The sequence below is a fragment of the Yoonia sp. genome (assembly GCF_030731595.1).
In the GTDB taxonomy this organism is placed as follows: Bacteria; Pseudomonadota; Alphaproteobacteria; order Rhodobacterales; family Rhodobacteraceae; genus Yoonia.
On record NZ_JANQTS010000128.1, the window covers coordinates 1 to 18,628 of the forward strand.

The 18,628-nt window shown below is 59.4% G+C and carries 18 protein-coding genes and 1 riboswitch; of the genes, 5 read left to right on the forward strand and 13 right to left on the reverse strand.

The window, feature by feature from the left end; all coding sequences use genetic code 11:
- A partial coding sequence (locus NWQ23_RS14575) for a cytochrome c1 (protein WP_306167112.1) occupies positions 1–764 on the forward strand: 764 nt, incomplete at its 5' end.
- An 80-nt stretch (positions 765–844) separates the two neighbouring features.
- On the opposite strand, the gene NWQ23_RS14580 is transcribed toward NWQ23_RS14575, so the two are convergent.
- From NWQ23_RS14580 to thiB, 3 genes are read right to left on the reverse strand one after another with little or no spacing between them, the layout of a single operon-like run.
- The gene (locus tag NWQ23_RS14580; protein ID WP_306167113.1) at positions 845–1,537 is read right to left on the reverse strand and encodes an ATP-binding cassette domain-containing protein; all 693 of its coding nucleotides are present in this window, start codon (positions 1,535–1,537) and stop codon (positions 845–847) included.
- Positions 1,524–3,053: a thiamine/thiamine pyrophosphate ABC transporter permease ThiP gene (locus NWQ23_RS14585; RefSeq protein ID WP_306167114.1), complete on the reverse strand. Its 1,530-nt coding sequence runs from the start codon at positions 3,051–3,053 to the stop codon at positions 1,524–1,526. The genes NWQ23_RS14580 and NWQ23_RS14585 overlap by 14 nt, the downstream gene beginning before the upstream one ends.
- On the reverse strand, positions 3,029–4,018 hold the full coding sequence (gene thiB / locus NWQ23_RS14590) for a thiamine ABC transporter substrate binding subunit (protein ID WP_306167115.1): 990 nt from the start codon (positions 4,016–4,018) through the stop codon (positions 3,029–3,031). Before thiB ends, NWQ23_RS14585 begins: the two co-directional genes overlap by 25 nt.
- A gap of 36 nt (positions 4,019–4,054) precedes the next feature.
- A riboswitch (TPP riboswitch) is annotated at positions 4,055–4,153 on the reverse strand.
- A 92-nt stretch (positions 4,154–4,245) separates the two neighbouring features.
- Between thiB and aroC the strand changes: the two genes are divergently transcribed.
- Complete coding sequence (aroC, locus tag NWQ23_RS14595) at positions 4,246–5,352, forward strand: chorismate synthase (RefSeq protein ID WP_306167116.1); 1,107 nt, start codon at positions 4,246–4,248, stop codon at positions 5,350–5,352.
- Here aroC and NWQ23_RS14600 read toward each other — a convergent pair.
- From NWQ23_RS14600 to NWQ23_RS14645, 10 genes are all read right to left on the reverse strand, one after another.
- Positions 5,349–5,762 (reverse strand): thioredoxin family protein, encoded by a 414-nt coding sequence (locus NWQ23_RS14600; protein ID WP_306167117.1) that lies wholly within the window; start codon positions 5,760–5,762, stop codon positions 5,349–5,351. The genes aroC and NWQ23_RS14600 overlap by 4 nt on opposite strands.
- 16 nt (positions 5,763–5,778) lie before the next feature.
- The gene (locus NWQ23_RS14605) at positions 5,779–6,492 is read right to left on the reverse strand and encodes a cytochrome c biogenesis CcdA family protein (RefSeq protein WP_306167118.1); all 714 of its coding nucleotides are present in this window, start codon (positions 6,490–6,492) and stop codon (positions 5,779–5,781) included.
- Positions 6,493–6,549: 57 nt separating this feature from the next.
- Positions 6,550–7,422, reverse strand: coding sequence for a DMT family transporter (locus NWQ23_RS14610; protein ID WP_306167119.1), 873 nt, complete (start codon positions 7,420–7,422; stop codon positions 6,550–6,552).
- Between the two features lie 75 nt (positions 7,423–7,497).
- The gene (locus NWQ23_RS14615) at positions 7,498–7,788 is read right to left on the reverse strand and encodes an HU family DNA-binding protein (protein ID WP_306167120.1); all 291 of its coding nucleotides are present in this window, start codon (positions 7,786–7,788) and stop codon (positions 7,498–7,500) included.
- A 133-nt stretch (positions 7,789–7,921) separates the two neighbouring features.
- Positions 7,922–9,403 (reverse strand): AMP nucleosidase, encoded by a 1,482-nt coding sequence (locus NWQ23_RS14620; RefSeq protein ID WP_306167121.1) that lies wholly within the window; start codon positions 9,401–9,403, stop codon positions 7,922–7,924.
- Entirely contained in the window at positions 9,400–11,196 is a 1,797-nt protein-coding gene (ade, locus tag NWQ23_RS14625; protein WP_306167122.1) for an adenine deaminase, read from the reverse strand. The genes NWQ23_RS14620 and ade overlap by 4 nt, the downstream gene beginning before the upstream one ends.
- Before the next feature lie 76 nt (positions 11,197–11,272).
- A complete protein-coding gene (locus tag NWQ23_RS14630; protein ID WP_306167123.1) occupies positions 11,273–12,043 on the reverse strand; it encodes a fumarylacetoacetate hydrolase family protein in 771 nt (256 codons plus the stop codon).
- Positions 12,044–12,092: 49 nt separating this feature from the next.
- Positions 12,093–12,572 carry a TspO/MBR family protein gene (locus tag NWQ23_RS14635; RefSeq protein WP_306167124.1) on the reverse strand — a complete coding sequence of 160 codons (480 nt, stop codon included), beginning with the start codon at positions 12,570–12,572 and terminating at the stop codon, positions 12,093–12,095.
- Between the two features lie 30 nt (positions 12,573–12,602).
- Complete coding sequence (gene crtB, locus NWQ23_RS14640; RefSeq protein ID WP_306167125.1) at positions 12,603–13,625, reverse strand: 15-cis-phytoene synthase; 1,023 nt, start codon at positions 13,623–13,625, stop codon at positions 12,603–12,605.
- Positions 13,622–15,160, reverse strand: coding sequence for a phytoene desaturase (locus tag NWQ23_RS14645; protein ID WP_372340139.1), 1,539 nt, complete (start codon positions 15,158–15,160; stop codon positions 13,622–13,624). Before NWQ23_RS14645 ends, crtB begins: the two co-directional genes overlap by 4 nt.
- Positions 15,161–15,266: 106 nt before the next feature.
- Here NWQ23_RS14645 and crtA point away from each other — a divergent pair, with 106 nt between their 5' ends.
- Genes crtA through NWQ23_RS14660 form a run of 3 tightly spaced genes read left to right on the forward strand, consistent with a single transcriptional unit; the run spans position 15,267 to position 18,626 of the window.
- On the forward strand, positions 15,267–15,968 hold the full coding sequence (gene crtA, locus NWQ23_RS14650; RefSeq protein WP_306167127.1) for a spheroidene monooxygenase: 702 nt from the start codon (positions 15,267–15,269) through the stop codon (positions 15,966–15,968).
- On the forward strand, positions 15,965–16,969 hold the full coding sequence (gene bchI, locus NWQ23_RS14655) for a magnesium chelatase ATPase subunit I (RefSeq protein ID WP_306167128.1): 1,005 nt from the start codon (positions 15,965–15,967) through the stop codon (positions 16,967–16,969). The genes crtA and bchI overlap by 4 nt, the downstream gene beginning before the upstream one ends.
- On the forward strand, positions 16,962–18,626 hold the full coding sequence (locus tag NWQ23_RS14660) for a magnesium chelatase subunit D (RefSeq protein ID WP_306167129.1): 1,665 nt from the start codon (positions 16,962–16,964) through the stop codon (positions 18,624–18,626). The genes bchI and NWQ23_RS14660 overlap by 8 nt, the downstream gene beginning before the upstream one ends.
- The last annotated feature ends 2 nt before the right edge of the window (positions 18,627–18,628 follow it).

Below are 18,628 nucleotides of genomic sequence, written 5' to 3' on the forward strand. Positions count from 1 at the left end.
ATGATTTCTCGTTCGAAGGGCCATTCGGCAGCTATGACCAAATGCAGCTTCAGCGCGGTCTTCAAGTCTATACCGAGATCTGTGCCGCCTGCCACGGTCTGCAGTATGTAGCTTTCCGCAACCTGCATGACGAAGGCGGCCCCGGTCTGCCAGAAGACCAGATGCGCGCCTATGCGGAATTCTACGAAGTCTTCGACCAGAGCCTGTTCGACGGCGAAGGCGATTTTCGCCCAGCAACACCTGCGGACAAGTTCCCTGCGTCCAGCCTGTCAAATGCGCCTGACCTAAGCCTGATGGCAAAGGCCCGCGCTGGTTTCCACGGTCCCTATGGGACAGGGATCAGCCAGCTTGTGAACGGCATGGGAGGCGCAGAGTATATCGCGTCTTTGATGACCGGCTACCATGAAGAGCCAGAGTGCGCGCTGGAAGGCGAGCCGATGGACGGATTCTATAACGTCGCATTTGCAGCAGGCGGTTTTCCCGAAAGCTGCAAAGACGAACACGGCAAGCACATGGTGCCAGGGTCATGGATCGCGATGTCACAGCCGCTCTGGGGCGATGACGTGGAATTCGCAGACGGACACTCCACCGAACTGGAATCTGTTGCACAAGACGTTGCGGCCTTCCTGATGTGGACCGCCGAGCCCAAACTGGTTGCACGCAAGCAGGCTGGTCTGACCGGTGTCTTGTTCCTGACGGTTCTGTCGGTTCTGCTTTACCTGACAAACAAGCGTATTTGGGCACCACACAAGCACAAAGACTGATTGTCATCAGATCGAAGAATAACAAAGGCCCGCTGATCCAGCGGGCCTTTTGCATTTTGTAAATTGGATCTTGATCCAGCTTAGCCCAGATAAGCCGCCAAAGCAGGGGGAGGGTTGTCCAGCAGAACATCTGTCGGAACCGGCGCTGTTACGCTTCCCTCTGCGACAACTGCGACTTTATCTGCAATCCGCCGCGCATCCGAGGGATCATGGGTCACGATAACCACGGTCTTTCCTGCAGCAATCAGTTTATCCCTCACCAAATCGAGCATTTCAGCTTTGAGCGCAGGACCCAGAGCTGCAAAAGGCTCGTCCAGCAAAACGACAGACCTGTCGGCAACCAGGACACGGGCCAAAGCCACGCGGCTTTGCTGCCCCCCCGAAAGGGCCCCCGGCTTGCGGTCGCCGAAGTCCTGCAAACCAACTGCCGCCAAGGCCGCTTTGACCGCGCGCTTATCTTCTACAGAAAGCCTCAGATCAGGGCGCAATCCCAACCCTACATTCTGTGCAGCGGTGAGATGTGGAAAAAGATTGTTGTCCTGAAACAGGATGCTTACCGGCCGCATACCAGGGTGCATCTGCGTGAGGTCAGTCTGATCCCAAAGAATTCGGCCGGATGCAGGCGCAAAAAATCCTGCAATTGCGGCTAGGAATGTCGATTTCCCTGCGCCTGAAGGCCCGATCAAAGCCGTGATCGCACCTACCGGAAAAGACAGATCGGCCGTCAATGCGAACGACCCTTGGCGCAGGTCCAGCGCCTCACAGATCAGCATTCTTCCGCCCTCCCTGATCACATATCCAGAACATAGCAAAGCTTAGCACCAGCAGGACTAGCGCAGCGCTGGCAGCCGCCTCCATCCGGTAGGCACCCATCAACCGGTACATTGCCAAGGGCAGGGTTTCTTCGGACTGGCCTGCAAACAGCGCAACAACCCCCAGATCACCCATCGACAAAGCCGCAGCTACCCCCGCCGCAAATCCCAAAGGACGGCGGATGCGGGGCAGCACAATCAGCCGCAACCAGTCTGTTCCGCGCAAATCAAGCGAGGCGGCCAAGCGGCCATAGTCATCCACGACTTGCACCACTGCAGGTGCTATGGCGCGTAGCGCAAAGGGGAGGGCGAGTGTGGCATTCACCAGCATCGTGATCAGCAAAGCCACATCAGAAGGGCGTACAAAGGGGAACACGATCAGAAAGGCACCGGTCCCCACTACCAAACCGGATGCTGCCAAGGGCAAGACCCCGACCACTGCCACGACAGCCCCGCCGCGCAGTGCCAAAGCCATGCTCATCGCAATGCACAGCGCCGCAGACCCGATCGCAACCACAATCGATCGCAGCGCAGCCCACCAGATCGACGCTGGCAAATCAAACACACCCGGCAGACCACGCAAGACGACCATGCCCAATGGCAGCAACAGAAACAGGGCGGCCCCCGCAATCATCAGATAGTCCGCCCAAGGCCGCGCCAGATCCCAACGCTGCACCACACGGTCAAGCCCTGGTCCCAAAGTATCAACCCCCGTCACCCGCCACGCCAGCAAAGCCGCACCAACACACAGAGCGAACTGGATACAAGCCAAGAGTGCCGCTCGGCCCAGATCAAAATCGAACCGCAGCGCCTGATAGATCGCTAGCTCGACCGTGGTCGCTCGAGGACCGCCGCCCATTGTCAAGGCTACTGCGAAACTGGTCAGGCAGATCAGGAAAATCACTAGAAACGTACCAGGTACGACCCGACCCAGCATCGGCCATTCCAACAACCGACCCACAGGGGCATTCAGGCTCGCTGCAAGCTGGAACCGCTCGGCAGGGATGGCCAGCCAGCCCTGCAGAATGAAGCGTACAGCAAGCGGCAAGTTGAAAAACACATGCGCCAGCACGACGCCATGCAACCCAAAAATCGAGATCGGCGCGAACCCGAAAAGCGCGAGCCCGTTATTCATGATCCCGCCCCGCCCGAAGACTGCCAAAAGACCAAGGACTGCAACGATCACCGGCAAAAGAAAGGGTGCGCCCAGCAGGGTGATCAGCAACCGCCGCCCTGCAAACCGCCGCCGCGCGAGAGCGCGGGCCACAGGTATGGCCAAGACGACGCTGATCGCGGCGGACAACAGCGCCTGCAAGACGGTAAACCGGATCGCGGCCCAATCCGCCGTTGCCAGCCCGCTGCCCCATTCGGCCCGCCACGTCACTGCGCCAAGCGTGCCGAATGTCAGCACCAGCACCAGCGCCGCTGCCGCGACGCTGGGCCAGCCCGGTATTATTGGGACAGCGCGGTGCGCCATTCATCCAATGCCGTATCGCGGACAGATGCGGCCTCTTGCGGTGACAAGAGCAGCGCCTTGGCAGGGGTCACCAACGTTTCAAACCCCGCAGGCAGCCCCCCTTCAGGCGTCACCGCAGGATACATCCAGTTTGTTGTCGGAATGACGCTTTGGAACCCTTCGGACACCATGAAAGCCATGAACTGATCGGCCAAGCCGGGTTGATCGGTGCCTGCAACTTTGCCGGCCACTTCGACCTGCATGTAATGGCCTTCGTCGAATGCCCAAGCGACCTTGCTGTCATCCTCTTCCGCGATCAGGTGATAGGCGGGTGAAGTGGTGTAGGACAGAACCGCGTCCGCCTCGCCCTCAAGGAACATGCCGTAAGCTTCGGACCAGCCCGGGGTCACGGTGACGATGTTGTCCGCCAGATCAGCCCAAAGTGCGGCCGCACCATCGCCATAAGCTGTCTTTACCCACATCAGCAATCCCAGACCGGGAGTGGATGAGCGGGGGTCTTGGATCACGATCTTCAGATCGCTGTCAGCCAAAGCCTGCAAAGACGCAGGCGCGTCCACGCCTGCATTGCCGACAAATGCGAAATAGCCCCAGTCAAAGGGCAGGAATTCCGCATCATCCCAAGCAATCGGCAGATCAAGCGCGGCATTCACACCATGCGGCGCGAAAAGCCCCGTGTCACGCGCTGCGGCTGTCAGGTTGGTATCAAGTCCCAAGACGATGTCCGCCTCGGTCCTTGGCCCTTCCAATTGCAGCCGCGCCAACAGGGCTGCACCGTCACCGGCACCGATAAACTGCAGGTCGCAAGCGCATTGCGCTTCGAATGCCGCTTCAATCGCGGGGCCGGGACCCCATTCGCTGGTAAAGCTGTCGTAGGTGAGAACTTGCAGTACGGGGGTTTGTGCCATTGCGCCTGAGGCACAAAGAACAAATCCCGCAGCAAGTGGTAGATAGGTGGCTTTTTGCATCGTATCCTCCAAATGCGACGGGCGGATTGGGGGATAGCGGGATTGCCATACCTTCCCTCCGCCGGTCTTAACCGGTTCAGGTTCAACGGGTCCGCTTGCGCATCTCAGCCAGTAAAGGCCCCCCGAGGTAGGGACATAGCTAAATCGGTTTTGAGGCGGGGACAAGGGAAACCTCTTGAGCCTGATTGTCACGCCCGCTAGACCCGAACGGCAAAGGGAGACTGCCCATGTCGATGAATAGCTTTGGTCATTTGTTCCGCTTCACCACTTGGGGTGAAAGCCACGGGCCTGCCTTGGGCGCGACCGTTGACGGCTGCCCGCCCGGCGTGCCGCTTGAAGCGCCAATGATCCAACAATGGATGGACAAGCGCCGGCCGGGGCTGAACAAGAACACCACCCAGCGGCAGGAACCGGACGCGGTCGAGATTCTGTCGGGCGTATTCGAAGGCAAAACGACAGGCACCCCGATCCAGTTGATGATCCGCAACACCGATCAACGGTCGAAGGATTATGGTGATATTGCCAATACGTTCAGGCCCGGTCATGCCGATATCACCTATCACCAGAAATACGGGTTGCGCGATTATCGGGGCGGCGGGCGGTCTTCGGCGCGTGAAACCGCGTCACGGGTGGCCGCAGGCGGAGTGGCGCGTGAAGCCATCAAACAGATTGCGCCCAAAGTGCAGATCAAAGGCTATATGACCCAGATGGGAGCCAAGCAGATCGACCGCGCGCGCATCGACTGGGACCAGATCGACCAGAACGACTTCTTCTGTCCTGATGCAGAGGCTGCTGCAGAATGGAATGACTACCTCGCATGGCTGCGCAAGGACGATCACAACTCGGTCGGTGCGATCATCGAGGTCGTCGCTCGCGGCGTGCCTGCCGGCATCGGCGCCCCGATTTACGCCAAGTTAGACACTGATCTGGCCGCTGCGATGATGTCGATTAACGCGGTAAAAGGCGTGGAGATCGGCGAAGGCATGGCGGCAGCCGCGCTAACAGGGCGCGAAAACGCGGACGAGATTTTCATGGGGAACGATGGCCAGCCGGTCTATTCGTCCAATCACGCTGGCGGTATCCTTGGCGGGATCAGCACAGGGCAGGATGTCGTGGTCAGGTTTGCCGTCAAACCGACCTCGTCTATCCTAAGCCCCCGCAAGTCCATCCGCATGGATGGCAGCCCGACCGAGGTGATTACCAAGGGCCGCCATGATCCATGCGTCGGTATTCGCGCGGTCCCCGTGGGCGAGGCGATGATGGCCTGTGTCATCCTTGACCATCTGTTGTTGGATCGCGGGCAAACCGGTGGTGTACGCGGTCAGATCGGTTAGCTGCTTGCGGTCAATGCAAGGTCCATCAAGGCCTGAATATCGCCCCGCGAGGTACGGGCGACAACACGGCCCAATTCTTCTTCGCCCTTCATCACCACCAATGTGGACCGGCGGGGGATGTTCAGTTCTTGCGCCAGATCACCTTGCCCGTACTGATCCCAATCCACGTTGATAAAGGTAATCGCATCGTTATAGGCCGCGTTTTCAGCGCGCAACGCGCCGATCACCCGTTCTTGGGCGCGGCAAGTGGTGCACCAAGAGGCCTTGAAATCAATAAAGACAGTGTCACCGGCCGCCAGCCGTTCTTTCACCAGTCCCGGGGTATAAATGAGGGTTTCCTCGCTCGCCTGCGCTGACAGCGGGATCAGCGATGCGGCAGCGGCAGTCATCATAAAATCACGACGTTTCATATCTTGCTCCTGTTTTTCAAAATCTCACGGATAGGTCTTGCAGCCAGAACGGCAGGTGATCGAGCAACCAAAGCTCGGCCATGATATGCAGGTTGAACAGCAGGGCGACCCCGACTGACACAAAGATAAGGCCCATTAACCCGCGCGCATTGCCCGAAAGGCTCCGCAGCATGTCACGGCGTTTGCGCAGTGCATTTTGCGCGCCATAGGCCAGAACCACGATGATGGTCGATATCCCCAGCGCAAAGCTGAACATGGTTGCTGCCGCCCAGCCAAGGCTTTCACCCGTCGAGGCAAGTGCAATCGCCCCGCCCAGCGTCGGGCCGACACAAGGCACCCAGACGGCACCCAGCAGCGCACCACCCATGAATTGCCCGCCCAGACCGTCGCGGTTGATCCCGTCAATCCCCGCATCAGCCCGTGCGGACAATCCTGCCGTTGCCGTTGCAAAGCGTGCTGAAAACTGCGGTACCATCAGCACGATCCCGAAAAGGACCATCATGACCGCCCCCGCGCGCGCAATCATCACGTCGTCAATCCCAAGGGCGCGGCCAAAGACAGCGACCGACATGCCGACGATGACAAAAGACAGGCTCATCCCCGCGGCCAGCGCCAAAGGCCCCGCGCGCCCGGCCTGCAAGGCCGTCGCAAGAATGATCGGCAAAACCGGCAAAACGCAGGGGTTGATCAGGGTCAAGAGGCCCGCAAGATATCCGAAAACCAAATCCATGCGGTTTTGTGCGCCAAAGTGCAGCGACCTGTCAGCCCCAAATAAGGTGACAAACGGTCACTTTGCCGTGGGCTGTTTGGACAATTGCACCGCCAGAATACCGCCCGCAATGATCATGACACCCACCACATCCAGCACACCAATCCGCTCGCCCAACAGCACGGCCGCGATGGCGACACCCAAGAAAGGGTTGAGAAAGTGAAAGGTCGAGGCCTTCACCGCGCCGATCCGGCCCACCAGCAAGAACCAGACCAAGGTCGCTGCCAACCCCGGCACAAGCGTTGTATAGGTAAAAGCCACGATCAATTGCCAATTCCAAGTGACGTCCCAGACTTCGATCGTTAGCGCAGGAATCCACAACAGCGCACTGCCCACCAGCATCTGCAAACCCACAATCATCAGGACATTGCCGCCTGACGAGGCGCCCAGAACGGCCAATGTCGCGATGGTCAATGACGCGACACCGATGATGCAGAGGATCAGACCAAAAGGATCAACGCCGCCTTGCAACCGTGCACCCATGATCAGCACCACACCGACCAAACCTGCGACCAGCCCCGCAATACCCAATGGGCGTACCTTGTTGCCAAACACCAACCAACCCACCAATGCCACAAGCAATGGCATGGTTGACGCGATAATGGCTGCCAAAGAGGCCGGGATCGTCTGCATCGCCACGAAATTCAGGCCCAGATAAAGTGCGTTCTGGCATACCCCAAAGATCAGCACTCCGGTCCATTGGGTACGGGTCAGCCGGGCCGACTGGCCCAGTGACCAAGCGATTGCAATCCCGATCACACCCGAAATCAGGAACCGCAGCGCCAATGCTGTCAGGGGCGGCGCAAACTCGACGATGACGCGTGCAGATGTAAACGCCGATGACCACATGAGGGCAAAACCGATGCCCATGATGATTGCCTTGATATCCATCATTCCCCAATGAAAAAGGTCGCCCGATAAGAGCGACCCTTTCCTAACTGCGCATCTGGCACAAGGCCTGATGGTTTAGCCGTTCACGCTGTCTTTCAGCGCCTTCGCGATCGTCATTTTGACAACCTTGTCGGATTCTTTCTTGATCTGCTCGCCGGTGGCCGGGTTGCGGACCATGCGCTCTGGGCGCTCGCGGCAATAGATCTTGCCGACACCGGGAAGCGTCACGGCACCGCCGCCTGATACTTCTTTGGTGATGATGCTTGTTACAGCGTCAAGGGCCGCGCCAGCAGCTTTCTTGTCCATGCCTGTTTCGTCGGCAAGTGCAGCAACCAGCTGCGCCTTTGTCATTGGTTTTGTCGCCATCTTACTGGTCTCCCTCATTCGCCCTATCAGTTGGGCCTGTTACCCGCACATATAACGGTATGTTGTGTGAGACCACAACGATTAGTGTCGATTTACAAGGGAAAAAGGCGTCATTTTCGCGTTTTTTGGCCCATCAGAGGAAGGCTGTCTCCTCAAAACTGCGCAATTTCCGGCTGTGAATGCGTTCAAGGGGCATTTCGCGCAGCCGCTCCATGGCCCGAATACCGATCATCAGATGCGCTGCAACCTGCGTTTTATAGAATTCCGAGGCCATACCGGGCAGCTTCAATTCGCCATGCAGTGGCTTGTCGCTGACACAGAGCAGCGTGCCATAAGGCACCCTGAAGCGGAAGCCATTTGCCGCTATTGTGGCGCTCTCCATATCCAGCGCAATGGCCCGCGATTGAGACAGCCGCTGCACCGGACCTGCCTGTTCGCGCAATTCCCAGTTCCGGTTGTCGATGGTTGCCACAGTGCCAGTGCGCATGATCCGCTTAAGCTCGTAGCCTTCCAGCTCGGTCACATCAGCCACCGCTGTTTCCAGCGCAATCTGGATCTCCGCCAGTGCCGGGATCGGCACCCAGACAGGCAGGTCATCGTCCAGCACGTGATCTTCGCGCAAGTATGCATGCGCCAGAACAAAGTCACCCAGACGCTGCGAATTGCGTAGCCCCGCGCAATGCCCGACCATCAACCACGCATGCGGACGCAGCACCGCGATATGGTCTGTCGCGGTCTTTGCATTCGACGGGCCGACCCCGATATTGACCAAAGTGATCCCGCTCCCATTGGCCCGCTTGAGGTGATAGGTCGGCATCTGCGGCAGCTTGGCCGGTGTCGGGATCGGTGCATCTGCATCGTGGATCTCGACGTTGCCGGTGCTGACAAAACTGGTGTAGCCGCTGTCCGGATCGGCCAGCATATGGCGGGCGTAGGATTCGAACTCTTCGACATAGAACTGGTAGTTCGTGAAAAGCACATGGTTCTGGAAATGCTCGGGTGCAGTGGCGGTGTAATGGGCCAGACGCGCCAGTGAATAATCAACCCGTTGTGCCGTGAACGGTGCCAAGGGCAGCGCCCCGTCCGGATAGGTAAAGCCAGCGCCATTGACGATACTGTCATGTGTTGTGCTCAGGTCCGGCACATCAAAGGCATCACGCAGGTTGAAATCCATCGACCCTTCCTGCGGCACCGTCAGCCCCGGATCGTTGGCCGCTGCGAAATGCACCGGCATTTCGGTGCTGGATGCTCCGATGATGACAGGTACGCCATGGCTGGCCAGCAAAAGCCCGATCTGCTGTTCCAGATAAGCCGCGAACAAGTCAGGGCGTGTCACCGTCGTCGCATAGACCCCGGGTTCTGCCACATGGCCAAAGGACAGGCGCGAGTCTGTCTTGGCATGGGTCGTCGTTGTCAGGCGAATTTCAGGATAAAAGGCCCTTACCCGCGTATCAGGCTGGCCATGCAGCAAAGCAGCCGAGAAGTTCTCGGACAGGAATTTGACCGCTGTTTCATAAAGTTCTAGCAGCCTTTGGACAGCCAGCTTGGCATCTGTAAATGCCTCTGGCTTTGGGACTTCAGGCGTCCGGATTGACACCTTTTGCGCTACGTTCATGCGTTTTCCTCGAATAGGTCTGTAATTTCAAATTTGTCGACATCCACCAGCCCCAAATCAGAGATTCGCAACGATGGGATGACAACAAGGGCCAGCAATGAATGCTGCATATAGGCATTGTTCAGCGTACACCCACAGGCGGCCATCGCCGCGACCATCTGGTCAGCCTTTGCGGCGACTTCGGCAGCGGGACTATCGGACATCAGCCCTGCAATGGGCAGTTCCACGAGCGCCAGTTCCTGACCGTCTTTCCAGACGGTGACACCGCCGCCCACTTCGCCCAGCCGGTTTGCGGCCGCCGCCATCATCGCCCGGTCCGTGCCCACAACAATCATATGGTGACTGTCATGCGCCACGGTCGAGGCCATGGCCATTTTGCCCTGATACCCGAAACCGGAAACAAAACCGTTCACGACCTTGCCGGTGCCTTGATGCCGTTCGACCAATGCGATCTGGTAGGTATCCCCTTCGCCTTCAACCAGCCCGTCGACTACGGGCAGTTCCGCTGTCAGCGCCTCGGTCGGGGCCTGGTTTTCAACAACGCCGATGACCTTGGCTTTGACCTTGTTTTTGCCTTCGGGTGCGGCAATCGCGAAATCCGCATCCCCAAGAACCTTGCCCATATGCACCGTCTGCCGCGCATCGGCAGGCCAGTCGTAGTGCGGACAATCAACCGTGATCTTGCCGTCCAGCGCCACGGTTTGCCCGCGCGCAATGACATGCTCGATAGGTAGTGTAATCAGATCAGAGGTCAGGATCATATCCGCCCGCCGCCCCGGCGTGATCGACCCCAATTCGCGTTCCAGACCAAAGTGCGTTGCGGTATTGATCGTGGCCATCTGCAGGGCGATGACCGGATCGCAGCCGCAGGCAATGGCGTGGCGCACGACTCGGTTCATATGGCCGTCATTCACCAGCGTGCCGGAATGGCAGTCATCGGTGCAGAGGATAAAGTTGCGCGGGTCCAGCCCCTTTTCGGTCACCGCCGTGATCTGGCTTTGCACATCATACCACGCCGACCCCAGCCGCATCATCGACCGCATCCCGTTGCGCGCGCGCGCAATCGCATCCGCCTCGGCGGTGCCTTCGTGATCGTCAGCGGCCCCACCCGCGACATAGGCGGAAAAGGCCACACCCTTGTCAGGACTGGCATAGTGCCCGCCCACAGTCTTGCCTGCGTTCATGGTCGCGGCCATTTCGGCCAGCATCTGGGGATCGCCGTTGATGACGCCGGGAAAGTTCATCATTTCGCCCAGCCCGATGATGCCGGGCCAAGCCATCGCCTCTGCCACATCTGCGGCAGAGATTTCATAGCCGGTGGTCTCCAGACCGGGGGCAGAGGGGGCGCAGGACGGCATCTGCGTATAGATATTCACGGGCTGCATCAGCGCCTCGTCATGCATCATGCGCACACCGCGCAGACCCAGAACATTGGCGATCTCGTGCGGATCGGTGAACATGGTCGTTGTGCCATGCGGGATGACGGCGGCGGCGAATTCCGCAGGGGTCAGCATCCCGCTTTCGATATGCATGTGCCCATCGCACAGACCGGGGATCAGATAGCGGCCCTCTGCCTCGATCACGCGGGTATCGGGGCCGATGCAATGGCTGGCATCAGGGCCGACATAGGCAAAGCGCCCATCGGCGACAGCCACCTGCCAATCCAGAATTTCGCGGGTTTGCACATTCACCAGCTTGCCACCACGCACGACCAGATCGGCGGGTGCGCGGCCTGCGGCGACAGCGACCAAACGGGGGGCAACCTCGGCCCAAGATTTGATGTGATGTTCCATCCCCAATGGTTTCACCGTTTTCAGGCGGGTTCAAGAGGGGATGAAATGCCAAAGTGAACTTGGCCGTTGGTCGCACTTAGGCGTCTGGGCCAGTCATCGTCACGCTGACACCGCCGATTCCGTCGATCACGACCTCGACCTCCATCCCGGGTTTGATCGGGCGCGCGCCGATCGAGGTGCCGCAGGCAATCAGATCACCGGGGTTGAGGGTCATGTCCTGTGACAGAAGGCTGACGATCTGGGGCGGCGTCAGGATCATATCCGAGGCCGGATAAGACTGGCGCTCGCGGCCGTTCACCAGAACCGTGATCGTGAGGTCCTGCCACTGCACATCCGTGTCGATCACAGGACCGACCACGCCGAAACCATCAAAGCTTTTGGCGCGGGTCCATTGCGGGAAAGACGGATCAGCCGTCAGGATATCAAGCGACGTGATATCGTTCACGCAAGTATAACCAAAGATCGCATCGCTGGCTTGGTCGGGGGTGATATCTTTGCAGGTCTGGCCGATCACGATCCCCAACTCGCCCTCGAAAACAACACGACCGGCGGATAGCGGGATGTCCACCTCTGCGCCAGGACCAGCAAGAGAGGTATCCGCCTTGAAGAAATAAAGCGGATGGGTCGGGTGCTCCATCCCTCCCTTTTCGGCGGCGGCCTTGAAGTTGTTCCACAGTCCGATGAATTTGCCGGGCACGACCGGGGCAACCAAGGTTACTTCGGACAAGGGCACAGGCCCGCCGACTTCAATCTCAGACCCAAGGCCGGTGCGCGGGTGAAAGGCATCTTCCGCAATGATACCGGTGATGACTGATCCGTCTTCTTTCTTGGCTCTTGCCCACTTCATCGAGTTATCTTCCTTTTGTTGCGCAGGATGCGCGCTGACGTCAAAAACCTTACATATCCGCCAGTTTCAGCGGCTTTTCATCGGGGTTCAGCCGGAACATCGCCACACTGAGTGCGGCAGCGATCGTGACCCAGACCATGTATGGCACAAACGCCATACCGGCCCAGAAATCCAGCTGGAAGCTGGTGATCATACAGCCCAGCACCGACACCCAAAGCCCCGCCATGATCGGCAAAGACCCTTTCAACATGCGCAACCCGAAAAATGCAGGCGTCCAGACAGCGTTAAAGGCGATCTGCATCGCCCAGAATCCCAGCGCATAGGCATTGCCGTCCAGCACCGCGACCCTTGCACCGGCAAAGGAAATCAGCAGATAGATCGACGTCCACGCGATTGGAAAGACCCAGTTCGGCGGGACCCATGTGGGTTTCGTCAACTGTTTGTACCAATTCCCCGTGGGAAACAGGGCACCCGTAGACCCAGCCGCGAAAGTCGCGGCCAGAAACATCAAGAAAAGCAGAATATCCATAGCGGGTCCCTTTCAGGTGACCCTGTGTATCTAGGCCAGCGGACGGTCCCTGCCAAGGGTTGCTTCGCGGGCGCGCAGTTCCGCCATGATTTCCAGCACGGCAAGCGAGCGTCCGCGTTGGGGTTGCGTGCGCCCTGCGGCATCCACCAGAAACGCCACCTCATCCAGAGGCTTGGCATAAATCAGCGGTGATTTGGGCGCCAGGACAGAAACAGCCGCTCTTGCGCCTGACTGTGCGATCCAGCCCAGCTTTTGCTGCAAGGACGTATGCGCGCGCATCGAAATACTGTCATAGCCGTTGCGCCGGACCTGTTTGCCGATGCCCGCATAGATCAGGCGCGCTGCCCAAATGCCGGTGCGGGCCTGCATTGGCAAAACATTAATCCCGGCCTCTGACCGGATATACAGCCTGTCAGCCTCGGCCAGCAGGCGCTTGACCATGCGGCGCACCTCTTCGGTGGGCAGAGGTTCGCGGACAAAGTTGATCGGATCAAGACCCGCCTCGGCCAGCCAATCCAGCGGCAGGTAAATCCGCCCCATCCGAGCATCTTCGCCAATATCGCGGGCAATATTCGTCAGCTGCATCGCCACGCCCAGATCGCAGGCACGGGCCAGCGCATCGGGATCGCGCACGCGCATCAGCACGCACATCATTGCACCGACAGCACTTGCCACGCGGGCAGAATAATCGCGCACACCGCTTAATGTGTCATAACGATGCTCGGCCGCGTCCCATGCCAGACCTTCCAGCAAGGCTTCGGGCAAGGTGCGCGGCATCTCGAATTCTTCGACAATGGCAGCAAAGGCGCGGTCTTCGGGCGCGTTGCGCGGCTTGCCCGCATAAACAAGGTCGAGCCGGTCTTGCAGACGCAAAACAGCGCCGGCCTGATATTCACCCTCGTCCACCTCGTCATCCGCAAGGCGGCAAAAGGCATACAGCGCCAGCGCGGGGTCGCGCACTTTGCCGGGTAACAATCTTGACGCCGCATGAAACGACAATGATCCATGGCGGATCGCCTCGCGGCAGTGTTCAAGATCATCAGGTCGGATCATTCGGCAGCTACCTTCATTTCAGCAACAACAGGTGCATTCGGCACGAGTTTTGCCAGCACCTCAGCGCTGGAGATCACACCGGGGACGCCAGCACCGGGATGCGTGCCTGCGCCGACAAGGAACAGGCCCTTGGCTTCTTCGCTGACGTTGTGCGGCCTGAACCACGCCGATTGCAGGATGCGCGGTTCGATCGAAAAACCGGACCCGTTGGGCGACAGGTAACGATCACGGAAATCCTTTGGGGTCAGGATCATCTCGGTGCTGATATGCTCGGCAAACCCGGGCATGGTTTTTTCGACCTCGGCCTGCACCTTGGCTTTATAGATCGCAGCCTCGCGTTCCCAATCGACCGGATTGTCAAAACCCAAGTGCGGAACCGGCGACAGGACATAGAATGTATCATCCCCCACAGGTGCGACGCTTGGGTCCGTTTTGGAGGGGCGGTGGATATAAAGGCTCATGTCGTCAGACAATTTGCCCTTGATAAAGATATCGCGCAGCAGCCCTTCATAGCGGGGCGCGTTGGTGATCGTATGGTGGCCAACATCCGGCCACATCTTGGCGGTGCCTTTGGTGCCGAAATACCAGACGAAAAGGCCCATCGACCAACGGCGCGATTTGAGTTTCTTGTCGGTCCAGCGCTTGCGTGGCGCATTGCGCAAGAGGCGCTGATAGGTATGGCCCGCATCGGCATTGCTGACGACAAGAGGCGCGGCGAGCTTTTCTCCATCCGCCAGACGCACACCGGTTGCGGCACCCTTTTCGATCAGGATTTCGTCTACTTCGACACCTTGGCGGACTTGCCCGCCTTGGGACCGGATCACGCGGGTCATCGCCTGTGCTATCGCCTGCACGCCGCCCATTGCGTAATGCACGCCGAATTCTTTTTCGAGATAGGCCACAAGCGCATACATCGACGTCACATGCATCGGGTCGCCGCCGATAAACAGCGGGTGAAACGACAGTGCCATGCGTAAACGGGGGTCTTTAACGCGGGCCTTGGCCAGCCCAAGGATCGACCGGTCCGCGCGCAGCATCGCAAACTGGGGCAAGACCTTGATGGTTTCCCAAAGACGGTGCATCGGCTTGGCCACCATCCCTTCGAAACCCAAGATATAGCGGGCCTCGCTATCCTTGAGGAACCGCTTGTAGCCTTTCACGTCGCCGGGGCTGAGCCTTGCGACCTCGGCCAGCATCGCATCGGTGTCCTGACGCGCCGTGAATGTAGACCCGTCCTGCCAGCGCACCTCGTAGAATGGGTCCATTGGTCGCAGGTCGATATCCTTGTGAAAGTCGCGCCCGCAAGCGGCCCAAAGGTCCTCATAGACCTGCGGGACCGTGATAATCGTCGGGCCAAGATCGAATCGGTGGCCATCCTGGGTCACCGACGATCCGCGACCGCCGGGCAGATCCAAACGGTCCAGCACGGTAACAGCATAGCCTTTGGCTCCAAGGCGCATGGCCGCTGCCAGCCCGCCAAGGCCCGCACCAATCACGATGGCTGCATTTGAATCTGGTGTGTCATGTGTCATCATAAGGTGACGATAATAGTGTAAACCCAAGTTGACAATTATTTTTGTCAGTGCTTCCCAAATCCGGCGGGTTATGTCAGGATTAGTTGACACATTCCGAGGTTTCCCTGTGACGCAGATCGTCAGCCTGTCATTTTTTCGCTTTTCCGGGCCTTTGGCGCGAGCTTGGGCGCTGACGATGATGGGCGGGGCGCGTTGGCCGATGGCGCGCACGCCTGACATCGGGTTCTGGAAACTTTGCGGCTCTGGCACAGGCGAAGGGTTTACCCCCGTCCCCAATACCGCCGTCTATGCGATCCTTGCCACTTGGCCCGACGCGGAAACCGCCCATGCGCGCACGCAGTCAGGCATCTTTGCCCGCTACCAGAACCGCGCCAGCGAAAACTGGACGGTGTTCTTGCAAACCCAATCAGCGCGCGGCGTCTGGTCGGGGCAATCGCCGTTTGAGCCCTCGGGCCTTGAAGCGACCGGCCCGTTGGCTGCCTTGACGCGGGCCACGATCAAGCCCCGCATCCTTGCGCGATTTTGGGGGCGGGTCCCCGATATCTCGGCCATGATCGGCAAAGACCCTAATGTCGCCTTCAAGATCGGGATTGGTGAGGTGCCGATGTTGCACCAAGTGACATTCTCGATTTGGCCCTCCGAAAAAGCGATGGCAGGCTTTGCCCGCACAGGGCCGCACGCAGAGGCCATTCGCGCCGTACGCGAAGAAGGCTGGTTTCGCGAAGAACTCTACGCCCGTTTCGCTGTCCACTCTGATCGTGGCACATGGAACGGCATATCACCCCTAGCCAAACTCGAGGCCGCATGACCCAACCCTTCCCATTCTCCGCCATCGTCGGCCAAGAAGAAATGAAACAGGCGATGATCCTTACCGCGATTGATGCCAGCATCGGTGGCGTTTTGGTCTTTGGGGATCGAGGCACCGGAAAATCGACTGCGGTGCGGGCACTGGCCGCGCTTTTGCCACCGATACAGGCGGTCAAAGGCTGTCCAGTGAATAGTGCAAAACCTGAAAATGTGCCTGATTGGGCTATGTTAGAGACGAAAACGGTCGTCGAAATGCCGACACCCGTCGTCGATCTGCCTTTGGGCGCGTCTGAAGACCGCGTGACAGGGGCGCTCGACATCGAAAAGGCGCTGACAAAGGGCGAGAAAGCCTTTCAACCCGGTCTGCTGGCCCGCGCCAACCGCGGTTATCTTTATATCGACGAGGTGAACCTGCTTGAAGATCACATCGTCGACCTGCTGCTGGATGTCGCGCAATCAGGCGAGAACGTGGTCGAACGCGAAGGGCTTTCCATCCGCCATCCCGCCCGTTTCGTGTTGGTCGGGTCCGGCAACCCTGAGGAGGGCGAGTTGCGCCCGCAGCTGCTGGACCGCTTCGGCCTTTCGGTCGAGGTGGGATCACCCAAAGAGATCGCAACGCGGGTCGAGGTGATCAAACGACGCGATGCATTTGAAAATGACAACGCCGCCTTCATGCTGCGCTGGCAGGCCGAGGATGCCACGATCCGCGACCGGATTTTGACGGCACGCAAGGCGCTGTCCAAACTCAAGACACCTGAAAGCACTTTGCATGATGTGGCCGAACTATGCCTCGCGCTTGGCTCTGACGGATTGCGCGGCGAATTGACCCTGTTAAAGGCCGCGCGCGCCTATGCAGCGTGGCGCGACGACACCGCCCTGACCCGCGCGCATGTCCGCGACATGGCGCCTATGGCGCTGCGCCACCGTTTGCGCCGCGATCCCCTCGACGAGGCAGGCAGCGGCACGCGGGTGTCACGGATCGTGGAAGACGTCCTTGGCTAATCCCGACTGGTCCCGCGCCACTTTGGCGCTGCACCTGCTGGCCATTGATCCCGGTCTTGGCGGGATGGCAATCCGCGCGCGATCTGGTCCGGTGCGTGATGTGCTTATGGCGCAGATCAAGACCTTGCCGCAACCGCAACACCGGCTCCATCCGGCAATATCGGACGAGGCGCTTTTTGGCGGGCTGGACCTGTCAGCAACCTTGGCGAGCGGTGAAATTGTGCAGGAACAGGGTCTACTTTCGGTCCCTGGCACCCTAATTCTGGCCATGGCGGAACGGGCGACAACCAGCCTTGCGGCACGGCTGGCGGTGACGCTTGATAAAAGCCAATTGCACTGCCTGATCGCCCTCGATGAAGGGGCGGAACCGGATGAAGTGCTGAACCCGAAACTGGCCGAACGGCTGGCCTTTAATGCGGACCTGTCAAATGTCAGCATTGCAGATGCGGAGCCCGCAGAACCAATCGACATAGACGCCGCACGGGCGCAACTGGCGCGGGTGACCCACGGTCTTGATGTTCTGGAACGGGCCGCGCGCATCGCCGCGCAGTTCGGAATAGACAGCATGCGCGCACCTTTGTTCACCCTGCGAGCCGCGCGCGCGTTGGCAGCGCTTTTGGGCAAGGCCAGTGTCGATGACAAGGACCTCGAGGTTGCTTGCGCCCTGACCCTTGCCCATCGTGCAACGCAGATGCCGCAGACAGAGGAAGACCAGGAAGAAGAAACACCGCCGCAACCGCCTGATCAGGATTCCGAGCAGTCGCAAGATGACGAAGACAGCGACAACCTCGAGATACCGGACGAGATGTTGCTGGAAGCGGTCAAGGCGCTTTTGCCAGATAACCTGCTGGAACGGCTGGCCGCGCGAAAAGCGCGAACCGGCAAGGGCAACGGGTCCGGTGCCGCGCGCAAAGGCAACCGCCGTGGCAGGCCGCTGCCATCGCGCGAAGGCAGGCTGGCCGATGGGGCTAGACTTGATATTGTTGCAACGCTGCGGACGGCGGCACCTTGGCAAGTTATTCGCAGACAGGCGAGCGGGCGCGAGGGGTTACAAATCCGACCCGCCGATTTCCGCATCAAACGGTTCGAGGAAAAATCCGACCGGTTGTTGATCTTTACCGTCGATGCCTCTGGCTCGGCCGCGCTCAACCGTTTGGCCGAAGCGAAGGGCGCCGTTGAACTGCTTTTGGCGCAGGCCTATGCGCGGCGGGATCACGTCGCCCTTGTTGCCTTTCGGGGCACGGATGCAGAACTGCTGCTGCCGCCTACCCGTTCGTTGGTGCAGACCAAACGCAGGCTTGCAGCCTTACCCGGAGGCGGTGGGACACCATTGGCCGCTGGCATGGTCACGGCCTTTGATCAGGCAATACAGGCCTCGCGGCGTGGTTTGACGCCAACAATTGCCATTCTGACTGACGGGCGCGCCAATGTCGCTTTGGACGGTAGGGGCGATCGCAAGCAAGCCGCCGACGACGCCCAACAGATCGCGCGGCTGTTGCGCGCCCACGGTATCGACGCGCTGGTGATTGATACGGGCAATCGGCCCGAACCTGCACTGAAAGCTTTGGCCGCCACGCTTGACGCCGCCTATCTTCCGATGCCGCGCGCGGATGCAAAGCGGTTGTCGGCCTCTGTCTCTGCCGCATTGGGAGATTAGGC